The organism is Enterobacter sp. E1 (assembly GCF_016809815.1).
Taxonomy (GTDB): Bacteria; Pseudomonadota; Gammaproteobacteria; order Enterobacterales; family Enterobacteriaceae; genus Enterobacter; species Enterobacter adelaidei.
This window is the reverse complement of the sequence record NZ_JAFBJM010000004.1, coordinates 373836-395583: the sequence shown is the minus strand read 5'-3', so window position 1 is coordinate 395583 and position 21748 is coordinate 373836. Positions and strand designations below refer to the sequence as shown.

Genomic DNA, 21748 nt, shown 5'->3' with positions numbered 1-21748 from the left:
AACTGAGAAAAAGGAGTCGCATCATGGCGGTTCAGACCAAAGTAGTACGCCTTATTATGGCAGGCGCAGTTGCCATAGCACTGAGCGGATGCGTTTCCGTTCCTGATGCGATTAAGGGCAGCAGCCCAACGCCACAGCAGGATCTGGTTCGGGTGATGAATGCGCCTGAGCTGTACGTCGGCCAGGAAGCCCGCTTTGGCGGCAAGGTGATCGACGTGCAAAATCAGCAGGGGAAAACCCGTCTGGAGATCGCGACCGTCCCGCTGGACAGCGGTGCAAGGCCTGTTCTGGGTGAAGCCTCTCGCGGACGTATTTATGCGGACGTCAGTGGTTTCCTTGACCCGGTCGATTTTCGCGGGCAGCTGGTGACCGTCGTCGGGCCAATTACCGGCGCCGTGCAGGGCAAAATCGGCAACACGCCGTACAAATTCATGACCATGCAGGTTAACGGGTATAAACGCTGGCGGCTGGCACAGCAGGTGATCATGCCGCCTCAGCCGATCGACCCGTGGATGTGGGGGCCGCATCCTTATCGTTATGGCTACCCGGGTTGGGGTTGGTATAACCCAGGGCCTGCACAGGTACAGACTATCGTTACTGAGTAACTTACTGTTATTGTTGGAAAAGAGACAGCGGCTCAGCCGCTGTCTCTGTTTTTTTACGGACAAGACGAAAAAAAAGAGTGACGCGCTTCGCAACCTTAAATCTGAACAATTAATAAACTGGTACGCTGAGTTAATATAATGTTAACAAACTGTTTATTATCGGGGTTGTGATGACGACGAACACTCATTTCAGAGGTGATGCATTGAAGAAGGTTTGGCTTAACCGTTATCCCGCAGATGTTCCTGCCGAGATCAATCCTGACCGTTATCAATCCCTGGTTGAATTATTTGAACACTCGGTAAGGCGTTATGCCGATCAACCCGCTTTCGTGAACATGGGCGAGGTGATGACGTTCCGTAAACTTGAGGAGCGTAGCCGGGCGTTTGCGGCTTACCTGCAGGAAGGTCTGGGGCTGCAAAAAGGGGACCGCGTCGCGCTGATGATGCCGAACCTGCTGCAATACCCGGTGGCGCTGTTCGGTATCCTGCGAGCCGGGATGATTGTCGTCAACGTTAACCCGTTGTACACGCCGCGTGAGCTGGAACACCAGCTGAACGACAGCGGCGCGGCGGCGATTGTGATTGTCTCTAACTTTGCCCACACGCTGGAAAAAGTGGTCGACAAAACCCAGGTTAAGCACGTCATCCTGACGCGTATGGGGGATCAACTCTCCACCGCCAAAGGCACGCTGGTTAACTTTGTCGTCAAATACGTCAAACGCCTGGTGCCAAAATACCATCTGCCGGATGCTATCTCCTTCCGCCGTGCGCTCCATGCGGGCTATCGTATGCAATACGTCAAGCCGGAAGTGGTGTCTGAAGACCTGGCCTTCCTGCAATACACTGGCGGCACTACCGGCGTGGCGAAAGGCGCGATGCTTACCCACCGTAACATGCTGGCTAACCTTGAGCAGGTGAATGCTACATATGGCCCACTGCTGCATCCTGGAAAAGAGCTGGTCATTACAGCATTGCCGCTGTATCACATTTTTGCGCTCACCATGAACTGTCTGCTGTTCATTGAACTGGGTGGCCAAAACGTATTGATTACCAACCCGCGCGATATTCCTGGGCTGGTCAAAGAACTGGCAAAATATCCGTTCACCGCGATGACCGGTGTGAATACCCTGTTTAACGCGTTGCTCAATAACAAAGAGTTCCAGCAGCTGGATTTCTCCACGCTGCATCTCTCTGCGGGCGGCGGCATGCCGGTTCAGCAGGCGGTCGCCGAGCGCTGGGTCAAACTCACCGGTCAGTATTTGCTGGAAGGCTATGGCCTGACGGAGTGTGCGCCGCTGGTTAGCGTCAATCCACATGATATCGACTACCACAGCGGTAGCATTGGTCTGCCAGTGCCTTCGACAGAAGCCAAACTGGTCGATGATGACGATAACGAAGTTGCACCGGGTGAGCCGGGAGAACTGTGTGTTAAAGGGCCACAGGTGATGCTGGGCTACTGGCAGCGTCCCGATGCGACCGACGAAATCATCAAAGACGGCTGGCTGCACACGGGTGACATCGCAGTGATGGATGACGAGGGCTTCCTGCGCATCGTTGACCGTAAGAAAGATATGATCCTGGTGTCCGGGTTCAACGTCTATCCGAACGAGATCGAAGATGTCGTCATGCAGCACAGCGGCGTGCTCGAAGTGGCGGCGGTAGGGGTTCCTTCCGGCAGCAGCGGTGAAGCGGTCAAAATTTTTGTGGTCAAGAAGGATCCCTCTCTCACCGAGGAGGAGCTGGTAACGTTCTGTCGTCGTCAACTGACGGGCTACAAGGTACCGAAACTGGTTGAATTCCGCGATGAGTTGCCGAAATCCAACGTCGGAAAGATATTACGACGAGAATTACGTGACGAAGCCCGTGGCAAAGTAGACAATAAGGCCTGAGCTTCACGCTAATCGCCCAGACGCCGGTTAAGCCGGCGTTTTTTATGGGCGCAAACAAAAGAGAACCCGTTTTGAATTACCAGATGATCACGACCAATGACGAGCTGGCTTCGCTGTGCGAAGTGACGCGCGACTTTCCTGCCATTGCCCTGGATACCGAGTTTGTTCGTACCCGGACGTACTATCCGCAGCTGGGTTTGATTCAGATGTTCGACGGTAAACATGTGTCGCTGATCGATCCTCTCGGTATTACCGACTGGACGCCGATGCGTGACCTGCTGCTCGATACTGCCGTGACGAAATACCTGCACGCAGGCAGTGAAGATCTGGAGGTATTTCTCAACACGTTTGGCATCATGCCACAGCCGTTGATTGATACGCAGATCCTGGCGGCATTCAGCAATCGTCCGCTCTCATGGGGCTTTGCTGCTATGGTAGAGGAGTATACGGGCCTGACGCTGGACAAAAGCGAATCCCGTACTGACTGGCTGGCGCGCCCTCTGACTGAGCGTCAGCTGGAATACGCGGCGGCAGACGTGTTTTATCTGCTGCCTATTGCCGGACAGCTGATGAAAGAGGCTGAAGCTTCAGGCTGGCTGGCTGCAGCCCTGGATGAGTGTCGTATGGCGCAGCAACGTCGTCAGGAAGTGGTTGACCCGAAAGACGCCTGGCGCGATATCAGTAATGCCTGGCAGTTGCGTACGCGTCAGCTGGCGTGCCTGCAGCTGTTAGCGGACTGGCGTCTGCGCAAAGCCCGCGAGCGCGATCTTGCCGTTAACTTTGTAGTCCGCGAAGAGCATCTCTGGGCGGTCGCGCGCTATATGCCAGGCAGCATGGGCGAGCTGGACAGCATTGGGCTTTCGGGAAGCGAAATCCGTTTCCACGGCAAAACCCTGCTGGCGCTGGTCGCAAAAGCGCAGGAGCTGCCGGAAGATGCGTTGCCGGAACCGCTGCTGAATCTGATGGATATGCCGGGCTACCGTAAAGCGTTTAAGGATATCAAAGCGCTGGTGCAGGTCGTCGCAACGGAAAGCAAACTGAGTGCGGAACTGCTCGCCTCACGCCGACAGATTAACCAGCTGCTGAACTGGCACTGGAAGCTGAAACCGCAAAATGGTTTGCCGGAAATGGTGGCAGGATGGCGCGGAGAATTGATGGCCGATCGCCTGAATACGCTGCTGGAAGGGTATCCGCGCTAATAAATATGCCGGGTGAAATACCCGGCATATTCCCCCGGCGGCGCTGCGCTTACCGGGCTACAAAATCACAAACCTACGGACGTGACTCTTCCGCTTCCGGAAGCGTAACGTTCAGCTCCAGAATCGAAATATCCCCGTCTTTCTGCTCCAGCTGTACGGTGACCATCTCCGGGTCAATCTGCACATACTTACAGATCACTTCCAGGATATCCTTACGCAGCTGCGGCAGGTAATGAGGCTCGGCGTCGCTACGACGGCGCTCCGCCACGATAATTTGCAGACGTTCTTTAGCGATGTTGGCGGTGTTCTTTTTCCGCGAGAGAAAAAAGTCCAGTAATGCCATAACTTATCCTCCGAACAGGCGTTTGAGGAAACCTTTCTTCTCTTCTTCAATGAAGCGGAAAGGACGTTCTTCTCCCAGCAGACGGTCAACAGTATCAGCATACGCTTTACCTGCATCTGCCATTGTATCAAGGATCACTGGCTCGCCCTGGTTAGAAGCGCGTAACACGGACTGATCTTCCGGGATAACGCCTACCAGTTTGATGCGCAGGATCTCCAGCACGTCTTCCATGCTCAGCATGTCACCTTTGTTCACGCGGCCAGGGTTGTAGCGGGTGAGCAGCAGGTGTTCTTTAATCGGGTCTTCGCCATTTTCCGCACGACGGGATTTAGAGGCGAGGATCCCCAGAATGCGGTCTGAGTCACGCACGGATGAAACTTCAGGGTTGGTGGTGATGATCGCTTCATCAGCGAAGTAGAGCGCCATCAGGGCACCGGTTTCGATGCCGGCAGGGGAGTCGCAGACAATGAAGTCGAAATCCATTTTTTTCAGATCGTCGAGCACCTTTTCCACCCCTTCACGGGTCAGCGCGTCTTTGTCACGCGTCTGAGAGGCCGGAAGAATGTAGAGGTTCTCGGTGCGCTTGTCTTTAATCATCGCCTGGTTCAGCGTGGCATCGCCCTGAATGACGTTCACGAAGTCATACACGACGCGACGCTCACATCCCATGATCAGGTCGAGGTTACGCAGACCGATATCGAAGTCGATAACGATGGTTTTCTTTCCCTTCTGGGCCAAACCAGTAGCGATGGCCGCGCTGGAGGTGGTCTTGCCAACGCCTCCTTTACCCGAAGTAACAACAATAATGCGTGCCATAGAAATTCCTTGTTAAAAAGGGATCAATTCAACGGTTGAACGGTCAACGCGTCGTCTGCCAGAAGCAGGCGAGCCGCTTTGCCATAAAATTCGGCTGGGATCTTGTCGCTCAGCCAATATTCACCTGCGATGGACACCAGTTCCGCCGTCAGGTGAGTACAAAATATTTGCGCATCCCGATCGCCACTTGCTCCCGCGAGCGCACGTCCACGCATCATACCGTAAACGTGAATATTGCCATCTGCAATCAGCTCTGCGCCAGCACTGACGTGGCTTGTAACAATCAGATCACAGTTTGGTGCATAAATGCGCTGACCGGAACGAACCGGTACATCAATCATTCGCGTTTTTGTGACGGGGGTAACGTTTTGCACCACGGGAGGGGGCGTCTGGACGGCAACAGGTGCTGTACGTGAGGCTTTTTCTTTGCCCTCAGTCAGAAGTGGCAGCCCCGCACGGTCAATTTCCGCTTTCAACTCAGCATCTTTGCAGCCGCTGATGCCCACAATACGCAGACCGGTCGAGGAGACGGCTTGCTGGAGAAGTTTCCAGTTAACCGGTGCTTCAAGCGCGCTGACATTGATAACAACAGGGGCGTGTTTCAGAAAAGCGGGAGCCTGGGCGATTTTGTCTTCTAACGCCTGACGAATAACCTCGGGTTTTGCATCATGCAAATGTACCACTGATAAGGTGAAGCTACTGCCTTTAAGCTCGATGGGCGTGTTTGACATCCTGGCCTTACTCAATTTGCTATTAACCGCAACCACTCGCTGCGATATTCCGAAGAGTATCAGGCATGTTATAGTCAGGAGTATATTGAGGCAAGCAACCACCCATTAATTCAGAGTAAAAACATGTTTTGTGTGATCTACAGAAGTACAAGCCGTGACCAGACCTATCTTTATGTCGAAAAGAAAGACGATTTTTCCCGCGTGCCTGAAGAATTAATGAAGAGCTTTGGCCGACCACAGCTGGCGATGCTGCTGCCGCTGGATGGTCGTAAGACGCTGGTGAATGCCGATCTGGAAAAAGTGAAAACGGCATTAACCGAGCAGGGCTATTATTTACAGCTTCCGCCGCCGCCCGAGAATTTATTAAAACAGCATCTTGAGGCGAACGGAAAAAAATAGTCTCAACTGTTTTTGGACACAACACATCAACCGTTTAGGGGTCGACCATGTATCAACATCATAACTGGCAAGGTGCATTACTGGATTATCCCGTCAGCAAAGTGGTCTGCGTGGGCAGCAACTATGCAAAACATATTCAGGAGATGGGCAGCGCGACGCCAGAAGAGCCGGTTCTGTTCATTAAGCCAGAAACGGCGCTTTGTGATATCCGTCAACCGCTGGCGTTGCCGCAGGGGTTGGGTTCAGTCCACCACGAAGTCGAACTCGCCGTGCTGATCGGCGCGACGCTGCGTCAGGCCTCTGAAGAGCACGTGCAAAAAGCGATTGCTGGCTACGGCGTTGCGCTGGACCTCACGTTGCGTGATGTTCAGGGCAAAATGAAAAAAGCCGGGCAGCCGTGGGAAAAAGCCAAAGGCTTTGATAATTCCTGCCCGATCTCCGGTTTTGTGCCAGTGGGCGAGTTCACTGCTGACCCGCAAGATACGCCGCTTTCCCTGAAGGTTAATGGTGAATTCCGCCAGCAGGGAACCACCGCCGATATGATCCACAAGATCCTACCGCTGATTGCCTATATGAGCCGCTTCTTTACCCTGAAACCGGGTGATGTGATCCTGACAGGTACACCGGAAGGTGTTGGCCCGCTACTCAGCGGGGATGAGCTTGAGGTTGGTTTTAACGGCCTGTCGCTGAAAACCCGCGTGCTGTAACTGCATCTTGCCGCCTGAAGAGGGCGGCAAAACTTGCAACAACGTGCCAGACTCGTTATAAGGTGCGCTTTCTTTTGACGTGTGGACATCCTGATGAACGACATCCCTTTCTGGCAAAGCAAAACTCTTGATGACATGACTGACGCGGAATGGGAATCATTGTGCGACGGATGCGGGCAGTGCTGCCTGCACAAGCTGATGGATGAAGATTCTGACGAAATCTACTTCACCAACGTTGCCTGCAAACAGTTGAACATCAAAACCTGCCAGTGCCGTAACTATGAGCGTCGGTTCGAGTTTGAGCCGGACTGCATCAAATTAACCCGCGATAACCTGCCAACTTTCGAATGGCTGCCGCATACCTGCGCGTATCGCCTGCTGGCGGAAGGGAAAGGTTTACCAAACTGGCACCCGCTGCTGACGGGGTCGAAAGCGGCGATGCACGGTGAGCGCATTTCAGTGCGCCACATTGCGGTGAAAGAGTCTGAGGTTCGGGACTGGGAAGATCACATCATGAATCATCCCAACCGTTGAGTTGAAATAAAAAACCCGCCGAGGCGGGTTTTTTATTGTTTGCTGTATGTCGGGTAGCGCTGCGTTTACCTTCCAAACAAATCGCGTTTCTTCGGTTTGAATGGCTGAGCAATCAGCACCAGCAGTGCCACGACGAAGTAGGCCACAAAAATACCCACCAGCCACTGCGGCATCTCCAGGGTCAGGAATTCCCACTGACGAACGGAGCAGTCGCCGGAAGCAACAAACACCTGCGGCAGCCATTTATCCAGCGGTAGCCAGCTCGGGAAGCGGGCGGCGAAATCACAGGTCATAAATGGTGACGGATGCAGCTGCATCATGGTGTGCTGCCAGGAGAGTTCAATCCCTTTCCAGGCGCTGTACAACCAGATAGCGATTGCGGCATAGCGCAGCGGTGATTTCGGGGCAATCGCGCCCACCAGACCCGCTCCCATAATGCCAAACAATGCGCAGCGTTCGTAAATACAAAGCACGCAAGGCTTGAGTCCCATTACATGCTGGAACCACAGCGCGACCATTTCCAGCGCAAAGGCGGTCAGGGCCATTAACAACCACGCTCCGCGACCGCGGGAGCACTGGTTTAAAAATCTCAACATAATCATTTCCCTGGAACATGCTTAGAAAGCGCAGTGTAAACGAATTCGTTTTTCGCGCCACCTGTACCTGACGAAATAAAACGTAATTGGATGTTTATCGTGCGAAAAGGCAAACGGGCAGCGAACTGCCCGAGATGCATACTTTATTGCGCCGCAAGTATACCCGCTTGTATCAACCATTGCGTACAGGGAATGAGGGTAATTTTGACGCAAAGCAATCCCACGATCGTGAGCACCAGCGTATAGGGCAGGGCCATCCAGACCATCTTGCCATAAGAAAGTCGTATGAGTGGCGCCAGCGCGGAGGTCAACAGAAAGAGGAAAGCGGCTTGCCCGTTAGGGGTCGCAACCGACGGCAGGTTAGTGCCGGTGTTGATCGCCACAGCCAGCAGCTCAAACTGCCCCGTACTGATGACGCCTTGCTCCATGGCCGCTTTAGCCTCATTGATGTAGACCGTCCCGACAAAGACGTTGTCGGATATCGACGAGAGCAGGCCGTTAAACAGATAAAACAGCGAGAGCTGAGCATCCGGTGCAGCCTGTAAAACAAAGGCAATAATTGGCGCGAAGAGGTGTTGGTCAATAATTACCGCCACAACGGCAAAAAATACAGCTAACAGCGCGGTAAACGGCAAGGCTTCGGTAAACGCCTTGCCGATAGCATGTTCATCCGTTACGCCAGTAAATGTGGCGGCGAGGATAATAACCGAGAGACCAATCAACCCCACTTCAGCAAGATGAAACGCCAGCGCGGCAATAAGCCAGACACCGATGATCCCCTGCGCAATAAGACGCAGTGTCTCCTGGCGCGTCCGCTGGCTACGGCTTTGCAGATCGAATTTATGCAGTTCCTGACGCACCGGGGCCGGGAGTTGTGCGCCATAGCCAAAGAGACGAAACTTCTCCACCAGCATGCAGGTCACCAGACCGCAGATCAGAACCGGTATACTCACCGGTGCCATTCTCAGGAAGAAATCACCAAAATGCCAGCCTGCCGCTTTGGCAATGATCAGGTTTTGGGGTTCACCCACCATTGTCATCACGCCACCCAGGGCGGTGCCAACGCCGGCATGCATCATCAGGCTTCGCAGGAAGGCGCGAAATTGTTCCAGCACTTCCCGGTGGTAAGTATCAACCTGGCTGTCATCCAGCAGATCGTCACCGGGGCGCGAAGAGGCCACCCGATGGTAAATGCCGTAAAATCCAACGGCAACGCTTATCACCACCGCAACGACCGTCAGGGCATCCAGGAAGGCCGAAAGAAACGCAGCAGCCACGCAGAAGGCCAGCGACAGAAGTGTTTTCGACGGAATGCTGAGCAGCAGGCGGGTAAAGATAAACAGCAGTAGCTGTTTCATGAAGTAGATACCGGCCACCATAAATATCAGCAGCAGAAGCACTTCCAGATTAGAGGCCAGTTCTGCTTTAACATGCTCTGCGCTGGTCATACCGATAACGACCGCTTCAAACGCCAGCAATCCGCCCGGCAGCAGGGGATAACATTTCAGCGCCATTGCCAGGGTAAAGATAAACTCGGCCACCAGCAACCAGCCGGCAATAAACGGGCTCACAATAAAAATGATGGGATTAACGACCAGGAACACCAGCAATAACAGTTTGTACCAGTCGGGTGACTGGCCTAAAAAATTGCGCCACACTGCGCGCCCAAAAGAAATTTCCACGACAGACGTCCTTCCCCGTCAACTCAGACAAAACATGAGTATACGCAAAAATCGCGGCCTGGAGGTGGATAAGTCAGTATTGTAAATTTCACAAAAATGAAACCGCGATCCCTCTTTTCTCTCTTTGCCGTGCTATCTGCTACAGCGTGCCTCTGGTATGATGAGTCCAATTTGCTAAAGCTGTGTAATGGAAATCTCACTATGGTCATTAAGGCGCAGAGCCCGGCGGGTTTCGCGGAAGAGTACATCATTGAAAGCATCTGGAATAATCGTTTTCCTGCGGGATCCATTCTTCCGGCTGAACGCGAACTCTCTGAACTGATTGGCGTCACTCGCACCACGCTGCGTGAAGTGCTCCAGCGACTGGCACGTGATGGGTGGTTGACGATTCAGCACGGCAAACCAACGAAAGTGAACAACTTCTGGGAAACTTCCGGGCTGAACATTCTTGAAACGCTGGCGCGCCTCGACCATGAAAGCGTGCCGCAGCTGATCGATAATCTGCTTTCCGTGCGTACCAACATTGCGACGATCTTTATTCGCACCGCTTTTCGTCAGCATCCGGAAGATGCGCTTGCCGTGCTGGCCAGTGCGAACGAAGTTGAAGATCACGCAGATGCGTTTGCAACCCTCGATTACAACGTCTTCCGTGGGCTGGCGTTTGCCTCTGGCAACCCAATTTACGGCCTTATTCTGAATGGTATGAAAGGGCTGTATACCCGCATTGGTCGCCACTATTTTGCTAATCCGGAAGCCCGCAGCCTGGCACTGGGTTTCTACCATAAGCTGAGCAAGCTCTGTTCTGAAGGTCTGCACGATCAGGTCTATGAAACCGTGCGTCGCTACGGCCACGACTCCGGTGAAATCTGGCACCGTATGCAGAAAACCCTACCGGGTGATTTAGCGATTCAAAGTCGTTAAATAAAAAAACCTCTCATATGAGAGGTTTTTTTTTCGTCGGGTGGCGGCTGCGCCTTACCCGACCTACGGGTTTTGTAGGCCCGGTAAGCGTAGCGCCACCGGGCAAAAAAAAGCTGTACTACAGCGTATTCAACCGCGCCGGACAACGCTCAAGTAACTCCACGCTACCATCTTCATTCTGCTGCTCAAGTTGCACGTCAAAGCCCCACAGGCGATGCACATGCTTCAGCACTTCTTTACGCCCTTTATCCAGCGGCGCGCGGTTGTGCGGGATATACCGCAACGTCAGAGAGCGGTCACCGCGTAAATCAACGTTCCATACCTGAATATTGGGTTCAAGATTGCTCAGGTTGTACTGAGAAGAGAGGCGAGAGCGGATCTCACGGTACCCCTCTTCGTTATGGATCGCTGAAATCTCCAGATAATTATTCCGATCATCGTCCAGAACGGTAAAGAAGCGGAAATCACGCATGATCTTCGGCGACATAAACTGGCTGATAAAGCTCTCATCCTTAAAGTCGCGCATGGCGAAATGCAGCGTTTCCAGCCAGTCAGAACCGGCGATATCCGGGAACCAGTACTTGTCTTCTTCTGTGGGTGACTGACAGATACGTTTAATGTCCTGGAACATGGCAAAGCCAAGCGCGTACGGGTTAATCCCGCTGTACCACGGGCTGTTGTACGGCGGCTGGAACACCACATTGGTATGGCTATGCAGGAATTCCATCATAAACCGCTCGGTGACTTTTCCTTCGTCATACAGATGGTTGAGAATGGTGTAGTGCCAGAATGTCGCCCAGCCCTCGTTCATCACCTGGGTCTGTTTTTGCGGGTAGAAATACTGGCTTACCTTGCGCACGATGCGCAGTATTTCACGCTGCCATGGTTCCAGCAGCGGAGCATTCTTCTCCATAAAATAGAGCAGGTTTTCTTGTGGCTCGGACGGATAGCGACGCGCTTCGGCCACCGCTTTCTCTTCCTCACGCTTCGGCAGGGTACGCCACAACATATTCACCTGGCTTTGCAGATACTCTTCGCGGCTTTTCTGCCGGGCTTTCTCCTCCTGCAGGGAGATTTTCTGCGGACGTTTGTAACGATCCACGCCGTAGTTCATCAGCGCATGGCAGGAGTCGAGCAGTTTTTCCACTTCATCCACGCCGTAACGCTCTTCGCAGTCGGTAATGTACTTACGGGCGAAGATAAGGTAATCGACAATAGAACTGGCATCCGTCCAGCTGCGGAACAGGTAATTGTTCTTGAAAAAGGAGTTGTGTCCGTAGCAGGCATGCGCCATGACCAGCGCCTGCATGGTAATGGTGTTCTCTTCCATCAAATAAGCAATACACGGGTTGGAGTTGATGACAATCTCATACGCCAGCCCCTGCTGCCCGTGCTTATACAACCGTTCCGTTTCAATAAATTTTTTACCAAACGACCAGTGAGGATAATTAATCGGCATCCCGACGCTGGAGTAGGCGTCCATCATCTGTTCGGACGTAATGACTTCAATCTGATGCGGATAAGTATCCAGGCGATACAGTTTTGCCACCCGGTCGATTTCGGCGAGGTAGACATCCAGCAGCTCGAAGGTCCAGTCGGGTCCATCGCTCAGACGTGTGTTGTCCTTGTTCAGGGAATCAATAGTAGCCATTAGCGCGCCCTCATTGTGGGTGCTCTCTCTGTCTGGAGAGCCTCCTTTCAAGCATAGATCAACGTGTTAAAAAGCGTGCTGGAGCAGAAATTTTTTCTTTGCGATTTCGCGTTTTTGATACGGCAAATAAACGGTGTCTCACAGCATATTATGCTGGTTAAAAATAACGCGCAGCAGGAGATCCCAAATTAGCACTATCCCCTGATGCTGGGGGATGTGTGAGGTAAGTCACCATAAAAAAGTCATATGTTGAATAATATTTTCAACTAGGTTATCAATCTGTAATTAGAAGATTGTTCTTTTGCACATAATGGAGTGGCTATGCGTGTTGTCATACTGGGAAGTGGTGTCGTTGGCGTAACCAGCGCCTGGTATTTAAGTCAGGCGGGACATGACGTAACCGTTATCGATCGTGAATCCGGTCCAGCGCTTGAAACCAGCGCGGCAAACGCCGGGCAAATCTCTCCGGGCTATGCGGCGCCGTGGGCGGCACCCGGTGTTCCGCTGAAAGCGATTAAATGGATGTTCCAGCGCCATGCGCCTCTGGCCATCAGCCTCGACGGCACCCAGTTCCAGTTGAAGTGGATGTGGCAAATGCTGCGCAACTGCGACACCCGGCACTACATGGAAAACAAAGGGCGTATGGTGCGTCTGGCGGAGTACAGCCGTGATTGCCTGAAAGCCTTGCGCGCGTCGACCGGTATTGAGTACGAAGGCCGCCAGGGCGGGACGCTACAGCTGTTCCGTACGGAGCAACAGTACGAAAATGCGACCCGCGATATCGCCGTGCTGGAAGATGCCGGCGTACCGTACCAGCTGCTGGAAGCGAGCCAGCTTGGTCAGGTTGAACCGGCCCTGGCGGAAGTGGCACACAAACTGACGGGCGGTCTGCGCCTCCCTAATGACGAAACCGGTGACTGCCAGCTCTTTACGCAACGTCTGGCACAAATGTGCGAGCAGGCGGGGGTGAAATTCCGCTTTAACACCTCTGTCGATAAGCTGCTGTCGGAAGGGGAAAAGATTTACGGCGTGAAGTGCGGCGACGAAGTGATCAAAGCTGATGCTTACGTCATGGCGTTTGGCTCGTACTCCACTGCCATGCTGAAAGGCATTCTCGATATTCCGGTCTATCCGCTCAAGGGCTACTCGCTGACCATTCCGGTGAAAGAGGAGAGCGGCGCTCCCGTGTCGACCATCCTGGATGAAACCTACAAGATTGCGATTACGCGCTTCGATAACCGCATCCGCGTCGGCGGCATGGCGGAGATTGTCGGCTTCAACACCGAGCTGCTGAAGCCGCGTCGTGAAACGCTGGAGATGGTGGTGGGGGATCTCTTCCCGCGCGGGGGTTTTGTTGAGCAGGCAACGTTCTGGACCGGCCTGCGTCCAATGACTCCCGACGGCACACCGATAGTTGGGCGCACGCCGTTTAAAAATCTGTGGACCAATACCGGACACGGCACGCTTGGCTGGACGATGGCCTGCGGGTCTGGTCAACTGCTGAGCGACCTGATTTCCGGGCGCACGCCGGCCATTCCGTTTGACGATTTAAGCGCCGCACGCTATCAATCAGGGTTTACGCCGTCACGTCCACAGCACCTGCACGGCGCGCATAACTAAGGAGTCGTCATGTCCCGTCCTGTTCTGGCTCAGCTGGATCTGCAGGCCCTGAAAGATAACCTGCAAATTGTTCGCCGGGCAGCACCTGGTTCACGCGTCTGGTCGGTGGTCAAAGCGAATGCCTACGGCCACGGTATTGACCGTATCTGGAGCGCCCTCAGCGCGACCGACGGTTTTGCGTTACTGAATCTGGAAGAGGCCATTCTGCTGCGTGAACGCGGCTGGAAAGGGCCCATCCTGTTGCTTGAGGGTTTCTTCCACGCCGACGACCTGCCGTTACTGGATAAATATCGGCTGACCACCAGCGTTCACAGCAACTGGCAAATTAAAGCCCTGCAGGATGCAAAACTGCATGCGCCGCTGGATATTTACCTCAAAGTCAACAGCGGTATGAACCGCCTGGGCTTCCAGCCTGAGCGGGTGCACACCGTCTGGCAACAGCTGCGTGCGCTGAAGAATGTGGGTGAAATGACGTTGATGGCGCACTTTGCCGATGCGGAAAAACCTGATGGCATTGCCGATGCCATGGTCCGTATTGAGCAGGCGGCTGAAGGTCTGGATTGTCCGCGCTCGCTGTCAAATTCAGCCGCTACGCTATGGCATCCTGAAGCCCACTATAACTGGGTACGACCGGGGATTGTCTTGTACGGCGCATCACCGTCAGGTCAGTGGCAGGATATCGCCAACAGCGGCCTGAAGCCGGTCATGACCCTGCGCAGTGAAATTATTGGCGTGCAGACGCTGAAGGCCGGTGACACGGTGGGCTACGGCAGCCGTTACCGGGCGAAGGGCGAGCAACGGATTGGTATTGTGGCGGGCGGCTATGCGGACGGTTACCCGCGCATCGCCCCGACCGGTACGCCAGTCCTGGTAGATGGTGTGCGCACCGGTACGGTGGGTACCATCTCTATGGATATGCTGGCCGTTGATTTGACGCCATGCCCGCAGGCGGGGATCGGTTCACCGGTTGAGCTGTGGGGGAACGAAATCAAAATTGACGATGTGGCTGCCGCGGCGGGAACGGTGGGGTACGAATTAATGTGCGCGCTGGCACCAAGAGTGCCGGTTGTGACGGTGTAACATATATTCGCCGGGTAGCGCTAGCGCTTACCCGGCAAAAAAACAACTACTCCGCTTCCTCGTCCATTGGCCTCACGCCAACTTTCCTGACCTCGTTATCTTCTTTCTCGGCCACCGTCCAGATCATCCCGGCAAACTCCACCTGGTCACCAACGACGGGGGCTGCACCCAGCAGTTGTTGAATGATTTCACCCAGCGTTTGCTGCTTGTCGCGGTACTCCAGCCCTTCATCCAGACCGTAAATCAGCGCCACATCGGCAAACTTGGCACTCGCTTCCAGAATAAAATCACCAAAGAAGCGCTGATCCAGCGCCACCGGTGGTGACTGACTGAACAGCTTGCCCAGCGCAGGCAGATCGCGCTCGCGGCCAATGACACACAGGATATCGCCTTCGCGCAGACGAGTACTGCCGGTAGGGTGCAGCAGGGCATTATCACGGAACAAGGCGGCAATACGCGTTTCGGCCGGCATATGCAAATCGCGCAGCGATGCTCCCACACACCATTTGTCGGCGCTCAGTTGATAGACGAACTGTTCCCATGGGTTCTCAGGGTGAATGTCCAGCCCCACGCGGGAAACCGGCCAGCCGACAGGAGGGACCACCACTTTGGCTTTTTTCGCTGCCCACCCGAGTGAGGTTCCCTGGAATAGCAGGGAAATCAGTACCACGAAGAACGCCACGTTAAAGAACAACCGCGCATTATCCAGACCGGCCATCATCGGGAAGACGGCAAGAATAATCGGCACCGCACCACGCAGCCCCACCCAACTGATAAAAACCCGTTCACGTAGATTGAAACCGCGAAACGGCAGCAGGCCCGCAAACACCGACAGCGGACGGGCGAAGAAGATCATCCATGCTGAAAGCAACAGCGCCGGAACGGCAATCGGCAACAGGTCTGACGGCGTAACCAGCAGACCCAGCACCAGGAACATGCCGATTTGCGCCAGCCATGCCAGACCGTCGAAATTCTGCAAAATGGCGTGACGGTTGCGAATCGGACGGTTGCCCATCAGGAATCCGCAGAGATAAACCGCCAGAATGCCGCTGCCGTCCAGCGCCGTGGTAACGGCAAAAATCAGAATGCCGCCGCTCAGCGCCAGCAGAGGGTAAAGCCCCAGAGGAAGCGAGATACGGTTGATCATCTGCTGTAACAGATATCCTCCCGCCAGACCGATGAAAATACCCAGACCGAACTGCTGCAGAATATGCCAGGCAAACATCCAGCTCAGCCCGTTTTCGTGCTGCTGAATCATCTCGATTAACGTGATGGTGAGAAACACCGCCATCGGATCGTTACTGCCGGATTCAATCTCAAGCGTGGAACCGACACGTTCGTTAAGCCCTTTTCCGCCGAGCAGGGAAAACACGGCTGCGGCATCGGTTGAGCCAACGATAGCGCCAATCAGCAAACCTTCCATGATATTGAGATGGAAAAGCCACGCGGCCATCATCCCGGTCAGTCCAGAGGTAATCAACACACCGACCGTGGCGAGCGACAGTGCAGGCCCTAAGGCCACGCGGAACGAACTCGCCTGGGTGCGCATCCCGCCGTCCAGCAGGATCACCGCCAGCGCGAGGTTACTCACCATGTAAGCGAAAGGGTAGTTATCGAATGGGATACCGCCGATGCCATCAATGCCAGCCAGCATGCCGATGGCAAGGAAAATAACAAGAATAGGTATGCCGAGACGCGATGAAAATGAACTTAATAAAATACTGCTGGTTACAAGCACAGAACCCAGAATGAAAAGGCTGATTATCGCTGCGGCATCCAATGTTGTCTTTCTCCCACCTCAATGTTAACGCTGTTACTAAAACCCTAACATATTAACGGTGGCAACAGCGTTTTATTAAGGGGGTTAAACGGTTTTTTTATGCCTTTATGACAGGATGGCCGCTGATGGTTAGTCGACTGCCTGAATCATCATGAATCAGGGCGACGTGTGCGCCCAGCGCCAGGGTCACAGTCTGCTGCTCATGGCCAAAATCCAGCCCCGTAATAACCGGGATATCCAGCCGCGAGCGAATGAAATCGACCATAGTCTCAAGAGAATAACCCGCGTCATAATCATTCGGTGCCGAGCCGCTAAAACTGCCCAGTACAATCGCGGACTGACGTTCGAGGATCCCGGCGTGATAAAGCTGCAATAACATACGCTCAACGCGGAACGGATGTTCGTTGATATCTTCCAGCACCAGAATGCCGTCCTCAATTTGCGGTAGCCACGGCGTACCAATCAGCGAGACCAGCATCGCCAGGTTGCCGCCCCAGAGCTGGCCTTCACATTCCCAGTGCGGTCCATTGCCTTGCCACTCCACGCTGTAGGTGGGATTACGCAGCGCGCGCCAGAAATGCTCTTGGGTGAAGGTATCCAGTTCCGGCGCACCGAAGTTACCGGCCAGCATCGGGCCGCTGAAGGTGATGACGTTATGCAAGGCCAGCAGCCCAAGCTGGATCGCCGTGAAATCGCTGTGTCCGCAGATCAGCAGCGGATCCTGCTGTTGACGCTGCGCCAGCCCTTGCCAGTCGATACTCTCCAGTAAGCGGCTCGCACCGTATCCCCCGCGCACCGCGAGCACAATCTGGTTTTCGCCCTTCAGGTTCACCAGACTATTGATATCATTCAGCCTCTGCGCTTCCGTTCCGGCAAAACGCTGAAGACGGCGGGGGATAATCGTCTGATTTTCTACCTGATGGCCGGATTCCAGCAAGCGCTGAACGCCCCGTTGTGCCGCGTCCTGGTTAATGCAGTAGCCCGACGGCGCGATAAGATGAAACTGAGACATGGCAATTCCTTGCTGAATGAGAAACTAATTGTCTATATCATGCCGCGTATACGCCGCCCGCTTCAAGAGGCGGCGCACCGCGATGACCGGCTATAAGGATAGATGACGTGAAATTGAGATGGTTTGCTTTTTTGATTGTGTTGCTTGCTGGCTGTAGCTCCAAACATGATTATCAAAACCCGCCCTGGAACCCGGAAGTGCCCGTAAAACGGGCCATGCAGTGGATGCCGATCAGTGAACAAGCCGGAAAGGCCTGGGGCGTTAGTCCACGACTGATCACAGCGATTATTGCGGTGGAGTCCGGCGGTAATCCAACGCTCGTCAGCAAATCCAACGCGGTGGGGCTGATGCAGCTTAAAGCGTCAACGGCGGGAAAAGAGGTCTACCGTTACATGGGCTGGAGCGGGCAGCCGTCGACCAGTGAGCTGAAGAACCCGGAACGCAACATTTCGATGGGGACCGCCTACCTGAGCATTATGGAGCATGGGGTGCTGAAGGGGATTCAGGACCCGGAAGTGATGCAGTATGCGCTGGTGGTGTCTTATGTAAACGGTGCCGGCGCGTTGCTCAGAACCTTCTCCTCTGACCGGAAAGAGGCGATAGCAGAAATTAATGGCATGGACAAAGATGAGTTCTTTGAGCATGTAGCTAAGAATCACCCGGCACCACAGGCACCTCGTTATATCTGGAAAGTTCAGAAAGCGATGGATGCCATGTAATGCCGTACACGGGCGGCGGTTACGCTGCCCGACTTTTCTCACAGAACTTTATTGGCGCGTTGCCGCGCTTCCCGCTCCAGTGAATAGATAATACGCTGAAGCTCGCGCTCTGCGCCGGGCCCCACGTTAAGGAAACGGAAGCTCAGGCGTGGCGTAGTGATAGTCTCGTTTTTGCTGTCTACGACTTTGCGATCGCTGATGGCAATCAGCTGTGCATCAAAATAAAAGCGACCCCAGCCTCCCATATCCAGTTCTATCTGGGTAAAGCGCATGCCTTCAACCAATCCCTCAGGAGTCGCGGTATCCATCAGCGCGCCCATACCGCCAAGAGACAGATCGAAGAGGCGGAAACGGATCTCTTTTTTGTCAGGCATTTTGGCCTTACAAAAATAGGCTGGCTGAAGTGGAGCGCTGATGCGGAAATACTCACGACGCTGGACAAACCAGAGATTGGTGGGAAGAGGCGTAACAAAAGCAGGAAGCCCCTGGTATTCACTCAGTTCCAGTCGTGGCAGCACAAACTCAACTTTCGCACCCTGCGTTTCGGCCATCACTGCGATATTTTCCGCTTTCAGTGCGGCACGGTTTTCATACTCCTGACTGCCCAGGTCGATAACCAGCCGCTCCTGCGAGGCATCAAGGATCTTGCTGATGAACTGATTATTCGACCAACTGATGCGCAGCGGCACTTCGCCTTTTTGCAGGTCGCGTAATACCCCTAATACAGCCAGCGGATTTTGCTTGAGGAACTGCTCACTGTAATGACTCACGCCGGATGGCTCCTTGAAAGATGACAGACTGTCTTAGCGTTATCGGCAATCAACAATGAAACTTAATACAAACCGGTGAGTTTTTTTTGCCTGTTTAAGCAAAGATAAGTCGGTGAGATGAAAATGGTTTTCCGGCGATGACCTATACTTAAGTTAGCTGTGCAGAAGGTTTTCTGCGCACGCGTTAAACCTGCAAGAGGGCATCGCTATGGGTATCATCGCCTGGATTATCTTTGGTCTAATTGCCGGCGCTATTGCCAAACTGATCATGCCGGGGCGTGATGGTGGCGGTTTTATTTTGACCTGTGTACTCGGGGTCGTTGGTGCGGTTGTGGGCGGCTGGCTGGCGACGATGTTTGGCTTTGGAGGCAACATAAGTGGTTTCGACCTGCACAGTTTTCTGGTCGCTGTCGTGGGTGCCATTGTGGTGCTGGTCATATTCAGGTTACTGCGACGAGCATAAATTGACATAAACGGCTCTCTGCGGAGGGCCGTTTTTTTACCGGAGTATTGATTTGCTAATCTAAATGATAATAATTGTCGTTCCTAATTGTATCTAACAACAAGACGACATTATGAATACCTCACGTTTTGCGCTGTGCGCCCTGGCAGGTGCCGTCACGCTGGCATTACAGGCCCAGGCGATTGCCGAAGAATCCACCATCGTTGTTACGGGCTCAGAGCAGGGCAGCGCGCTACCGGCCTGGACGAACAGCGCCACGAAATCGGCCGTTGCTGAAAGTAAAACGCCGCAGGTCATCACGACCCTCTCTGCGCCGGAAATAGAAAAGCGTCACGCGAATTCGGTGAATGAAATCCTGCGCTATGCCCCGGGCGTCTCAACGGAGGTACGGGGGAATACCTCCTATATGAGCGAATATAAAATTCGTGGCTTTACCGTTGACCAGGAGTTCTACAACGGGCTGCAACTACCCTATAACGTCACCGGAAACACCAAGGCGCGCATCGATCCGCTGTTAATAGACAGCGTTGATATCCTGAAAGGTCCCTCATCGGTCCTATACGGCGGCGGTTCGCCGGGCGGGCTGGTGAATATTCAAAGTAAAAAGCCGCAGCGAGAAGCCCGAACTGAGGTCGGTTTTAACACCGGGAACCGTAATCTGAAAGAGGGCTATCTCGACTCAACCGGACAAATTGCCGGCAGCGACTGGAGTTATCGTCTGCTGGGTAAAGCGACGGAAAATGACGATCAGCCGCACACTACCCGGTATGAAAACTACCTGATTGCCCCATCTGTCACCTGGCAACCGGACAGTAAAACCCGCCTCACCCTGGATGCCCTGGCGCAAAATACCCCGAGCCTGACCCCGTCTAACCCTCTGCCGATCGCTTACCTGCGCTCGAAATACGCGGGCAAGCGCGATTACGCCGGAGATGAGTGGAATGGATTTAAGCAGCGTCAGTGGATGCTGGGCTACAGCTTCGAACACGAATTTGACAGCGGCTGGGGCTTTAATCAGAAAGCGCGCTATTTCGACGTTGATACCCACCAGCGCAGCGTCTACGCGACAGGGACGGGAAGTGAGGTGTACCAACTCAACCGCTTTGCCTACACCACCGATGAAGACCTTAAGAGCTTTAACATCGATAACCAGGTGACCAAAACCGTTACGCTGGGTGACTGGAAACACCATCTGCTGGCCGGGTTTGACTATCAGAAGCTGAACTCCCATTTCCACTATCGCTACGCGTCGGCCACGCCGGGTATGGATATACGTCATCCTGACTATTCGCAGATCCAGGAAAGCGCGCTGGGGCTCTACACCGCCCAGAAAAACCGTCTCAGCTACCAACAGAACGGTTATTACCTGCAGGATCAGGTGGAGTTTGGCGGCCTCAACCTGCTGGGCAGCTTGCGCTACGACGATTACCGCTCCGTCACCACCAATTATCTGCAAAACGGCGATAAAGCCTGGGTATCGCAGGACCGCGTTACTAAACGCCTGGGGGCGCTTTACGCCTTCGACAACGGGATTTCGCCATTTATCAGCTACTCAGAAGGTTTTGCGCCGGTGTCACCGCAGGGAACGCTCGTGGCGAAAGACGTCAAACCGACCACCAGCAAGCAGGTGGAAGGCGGGGTAAAATATCTGCTGGCCGACTACGCCACCACCTTTACCGCCTCGGTGTTTAACATCCGTCAGAAAAACGTCGTCACCTCCGATCCGGGCTTCCTGAACTATCGTCAGACCGGGGAAGTGGAATCAAAAGGGGCAGAACTGTCCGCCATCAGCCGTCCGATGGAAAACCTTACGCTGATTGCTAACTATGCCTACACCCACGCGATCAATACGGAAGATGACAAGTACAAAGGGAAACGTCCAACGCAGGTGCCGGAAAATGCCTTTAATCTCTGGGGGGATTACACCTTTGAGAACACGGCGTTGAAAGGGTTGATGCTGGGTGCGGGCGCACGCTACACCGGGCCGATGGAAATCTCTCCGGCTAACGATGCGGGTAAACTGGGTGGTGCAACGCAGTACGATCTGGCGGCTTCGTACCGGATGGGGGAAATTATGCCTTCGCTGGCAGGGCTGACGCTTAAGGCCAGCGCACAGAACATCACCAACAAAGAGACGCTAACCTGCTACGACGCGACCAACTGCTGGATTGGGGGTGACAGGACGTATCAGCTAGGGGCGAGTTACAGTTTCTAAGCAAAGCCCGGTGAGT

At 54.0% G+C, this 21748-nt stretch carries 21 protein-coding genes; 12 read left to right on the top strand and 9 right to left on the bottom strand.

Going from position 1 to position 21748, the window contains the following annotated elements:
• Positions 1–23: 23 nt before the first annotated feature.
• From JGF26_RS13650 to rnd, 3 genes are all read left to right on the top strand, one after another.
• Positions 24–605 (top strand): Slp family lipoprotein, encoded by a 582-nt coding sequence (locus tag JGF26_RS13650; RefSeq protein WP_028018678.1) that lies wholly within the window; start codon positions 24–26, stop codon positions 603–605.
• 203 nt (positions 606–808) lie between these two features.
• Positions 809–2494 (top strand): long-chain-fatty-acid--CoA ligase FadD, encoded by a 1686-nt coding sequence (fadD, locus tag JGF26_RS13645; RefSeq protein WP_133175275.1) that lies wholly within the window; start codon positions 809–811, stop codon positions 2492–2494.
• A gap of 71 nt (positions 2495–2565) precedes the next feature.
• Positions 2566–3693 carry a ribonuclease D gene (gene rnd, locus JGF26_RS13640; protein ID WP_028018680.1) on the top strand — a complete coding sequence of 376 codons (1128 nt, stop codon included), beginning with the start codon at positions 2566–2568 and terminating at the stop codon, positions 3691–3693.
• A gap of 73 nt (positions 3694–3766) precedes the next feature.
• Here rnd and minE read toward each other — a convergent pair whose 3' ends face one another.
• Genes minE through minC form a run of 3 tightly spaced genes read right to left on the bottom strand, consistent with a single transcriptional unit; the run spans position 3767 to position 5583 of the window.
• Positions 3767–4036: a cell division topological specificity factor MinE gene (gene minE / locus JGF26_RS13635; protein ID WP_008500504.1), complete on the bottom strand. Its 270-nt coding sequence runs from the start codon at positions 4034–4036 to the stop codon at positions 3767–3769.
• A 3-nt stretch (positions 4037–4039) separates the two neighbouring features.
• Entirely contained in the window at positions 4040–4852 is an 813-nt protein-coding gene (minD, locus tag JGF26_RS13630; protein ID WP_023312187.1) for a septum site-determining protein MinD, read from the bottom strand.
• 23 nt (positions 4853–4875) lie between these two features.
• Positions 4876–5583 carry a septum site-determining protein MinC gene (gene minC / locus JGF26_RS13625; RefSeq protein WP_049008555.1) on the bottom strand — a complete coding sequence of 236 codons (708 nt, stop codon included), beginning with the start codon at positions 5581–5583 and terminating at the stop codon, positions 4876–4878.
• Between the two features lie 123 nt (positions 5584–5706).
• On the opposite strand from minC, the gene JGF26_RS13620 reads away from it, so the two are divergent.
• From JGF26_RS13620 to JGF26_RS13610, 3 genes are all read left to right on the top strand, one after another.
• Positions 5707–5982, top strand: coding sequence for a YcgL domain-containing protein (locus JGF26_RS13620; RefSeq protein WP_028018682.1), 276 nt, complete (start codon positions 5707–5709; stop codon positions 5980–5982).
• A 47-nt stretch (positions 5983–6029) separates the two neighbouring features.
• Entirely contained in the window at positions 6030–6689 is a 660-nt protein-coding gene (locus JGF26_RS13615) for a fumarylacetoacetate hydrolase family protein (protein ID WP_028018683.1), read from the top strand.
• Between the two features lie 93 nt (positions 6690–6782).
• A complete protein-coding gene (locus tag JGF26_RS13610) occupies positions 6783–7223 on the top strand; it encodes a YcgN family cysteine cluster protein (protein ID WP_049008556.1) in 441 nt (146 codons plus the stop codon).
• 65 nt (positions 7224–7288) lie between these two features.
• On the opposite strand, the gene dsbB is transcribed toward JGF26_RS13610, so the two are convergent.
• Complete coding sequence (dsbB, locus tag JGF26_RS13605) at positions 7289–7819, bottom strand: disulfide bond formation protein DsbB (RefSeq protein ID WP_028018685.1); 531 nt, start codon at positions 7817–7819, stop codon at positions 7289–7291.
• Between the two features lie 143 nt (positions 7820–7962).
• Positions 7963–9501 carry a Na(+)/H(+) antiporter NhaB gene (nhaB, locus tag JGF26_RS13600; RefSeq protein WP_049008558.1) on the bottom strand — a complete coding sequence of 513 codons (1539 nt, stop codon included), beginning with the start codon at positions 9499–9501 and terminating at the stop codon, positions 7963–7965.
• 201 nt (positions 9502–9702) lie between these two features.
• On the opposite strand from nhaB, the gene fadR reads away from it, so the two are divergent.
• Complete coding sequence (fadR, locus tag JGF26_RS13595; protein WP_028018687.1) at positions 9703–10422, top strand: fatty acid metabolism transcriptional regulator FadR; 720 nt, start codon at positions 9703–9705, stop codon at positions 10420–10422.
• A 118-nt stretch (positions 10423–10540) separates the two neighbouring features.
• Here fadR and JGF26_RS13590 read toward each other — a convergent pair whose 3' ends face one another.
• Complete coding sequence (locus JGF26_RS13590) at positions 10541–12073, bottom strand: SpoVR family protein (RefSeq protein ID WP_024909810.1); 1533 nt, start codon at positions 12071–12073, stop codon at positions 10541–10543.
• Positions 12074–12394: 321 nt separating this feature from the next.
• Between JGF26_RS13590 and JGF26_RS13585 the strand changes: the two genes are divergently transcribed.
• Together JGF26_RS13585 and dadX are read left to right on the top strand one after the other, a co-directional pair.
• Positions 12395–13693 (top strand): D-amino acid dehydrogenase, encoded by a 1299-nt coding sequence (locus tag JGF26_RS13585; RefSeq protein ID WP_028018688.1) that lies wholly within the window; start codon positions 12395–12397, stop codon positions 13691–13693.
• 9 nt (positions 13694–13702) lie between these two features.
• The gene (gene dadX / locus JGF26_RS13580) at positions 13703–14773 is read left to right on the top strand and encodes a catabolic alanine racemase DadX (protein ID WP_108089702.1); all 1071 of its coding nucleotides are present in this window, start codon (positions 13703–13705) and stop codon (positions 14771–14773) included.
• A 46-nt stretch (positions 14774–14819) separates the two neighbouring features.
• Here dadX and JGF26_RS13575 read toward each other — a convergent pair whose 3' ends face one another.
• Both JGF26_RS13575 and ldcA read right to left on the bottom strand, forming a co-directional pair.
• The gene (locus JGF26_RS13575) at positions 14820–16553 is read right to left on the bottom strand and encodes a potassium/proton antiporter (protein WP_028018690.1); all 1734 of its coding nucleotides are present in this window, start codon (positions 16551–16553) and stop codon (positions 14820–14822) included.
• A 97-nt stretch (positions 16554–16650) separates the two neighbouring features.
• Positions 16651–17565 carry a muramoyltetrapeptide carboxypeptidase gene (gene ldcA, locus JGF26_RS13570; protein ID WP_134708070.1) on the bottom strand — a complete coding sequence of 305 codons (915 nt, stop codon included), beginning with the start codon at positions 17563–17565 and terminating at the stop codon, positions 16651–16653.
• Positions 17566–17672: 107 nt separating this feature from the next.
• Between ldcA and emtA the strand changes: the two genes are divergently transcribed.
• Positions 17673–18284, top strand: coding sequence for a membrane-bound lytic murein transglycosylase EmtA (gene emtA / locus JGF26_RS13565; protein ID WP_028018692.1), 612 nt, complete (start codon positions 17673–17675; stop codon positions 18282–18284).
• Between the two features lie 38 nt (positions 18285–18322).
• Here the strand turns inward: emtA and JGF26_RS13560 are convergent, their stop codons facing one another.
• A complete protein-coding gene (locus JGF26_RS13560; protein WP_028018693.1) occupies positions 18323–19054 on the bottom strand; it encodes a flagellar brake protein in 732 nt (243 codons plus the stop codon).
• A 208-nt stretch (positions 19055–19262) separates the two neighbouring features.
• On the opposite strand from JGF26_RS13560, the gene JGF26_RS13555 reads away from it, so the two are divergent.
• The gene (locus tag JGF26_RS13555) at positions 19263–19517 is read left to right on the top strand and encodes a GlsB/YeaQ/YmgE family stress response membrane protein (protein WP_049008565.1); all 255 of its coding nucleotides are present in this window, start codon (positions 19263–19265) and stop codon (positions 19515–19517) included.
• 112 nt (positions 19518–19629) lie between these two features.
• Positions 19630–21732: a TonB-dependent siderophore receptor gene (locus JGF26_RS13550; protein ID WP_134708071.1), complete on the top strand. Its 2103-nt coding sequence runs from the start codon at positions 19630–19632 to the stop codon at positions 21730–21732.
• The last annotated feature ends 16 nt before the right edge of the window (positions 21733–21748 follow it).

Bases quoted from the DNA above. Each gene is read 5' to 3' on its own strand.
- fadR (WP_028018687.1), top strand. From the start codon at position 9,703: ATGGTCATTAAGGCGCAGAGCCCGGCGGGTTTCGCGGAAGAGTACATC.
- dsbB (WP_028018685.1), bottom strand. From the start codon at position 7,819: ATGTTGAGATTTTTAAACCAGTGCTCCCGCGGTCGCGGAGCGTGGTTG.
- minD (WP_023312187.1), bottom strand. From the start codon at position 4,852: ATGGCACGCATTATTGTTGTTACTTCGGGTAAAGGAGGCGTTGGCAAG.
- JGF26_RS13550 (WP_134708071.1), top strand. From the start codon at position 19,630: ATGAATACCTCACGTTTTGCGCTGTGCGCCCTGGCAGGTGCCGTCACG.
- JGF26_RS13590 (WP_024909810.1), bottom strand. From the start codon at position 12,073: ATGGCTACTATTGATTCCCTGAACAAGGACAACACACGTCTGAGCGAT.
- minE (WP_008500504.1), bottom strand. From the start codon at position 4,036: ATGGCATTACTGGACTTTTTTCTCTCGCGGAAAAAGAACACCGCCAAC.
- JGF26_RS13585 (WP_028018688.1), top strand. From the start codon at position 12,395: ATGCGTGTTGTCATACTGGGAAGTGGTGTCGTTGGCGTAACCAGCGCC.
- dadX (WP_108089702.1), top strand. From the start codon at position 13,703: ATGTCCCGTCCTGTTCTGGCTCAGCTGGATCTGCAGGCCCTGAAAGAT.
- ldcA (WP_134708070.1), bottom strand. From the start codon at position 17,565: ATGTCTCAGTTTCATCTTATCGCGCCGTCGGGCTACTGCATTAACCAG.
- JGF26_RS13620 (WP_028018682.1), top strand. From the start codon at position 5,707: ATGTTTTGTGTGATCTACAGAAGTACAAGCCGTGACCAGACCTATCTT.
- minC (WP_049008555.1), bottom strand. From the start codon at position 5,583: ATGTCAAACACGCCCATCGAGCTTAAAGGCAGTAGCTTCACCTTATCA.
- JGF26_RS13610 (WP_049008556.1), top strand. From the start codon at position 6,783: ATGAACGACATCCCTTTCTGGCAAAGCAAAACTCTTGATGACATGACT.
- JGF26_RS13650 (WP_028018678.1), top strand. From the start codon at position 24: ATGGCGGTTCAGACCAAAGTAGTACGCCTTATTATGGCAGGCGCAGTT.
- JGF26_RS13615 (WP_028018683.1), top strand. From the start codon at position 6,030: ATGTATCAACATCATAACTGGCAAGGTGCATTACTGGATTATCCCGTC.
- JGF26_RS13555 (WP_049008565.1), top strand. From the start codon at position 19,263: ATGGGTATCATCGCCTGGATTATCTTTGGTCTAATTGCCGGCGCTATT.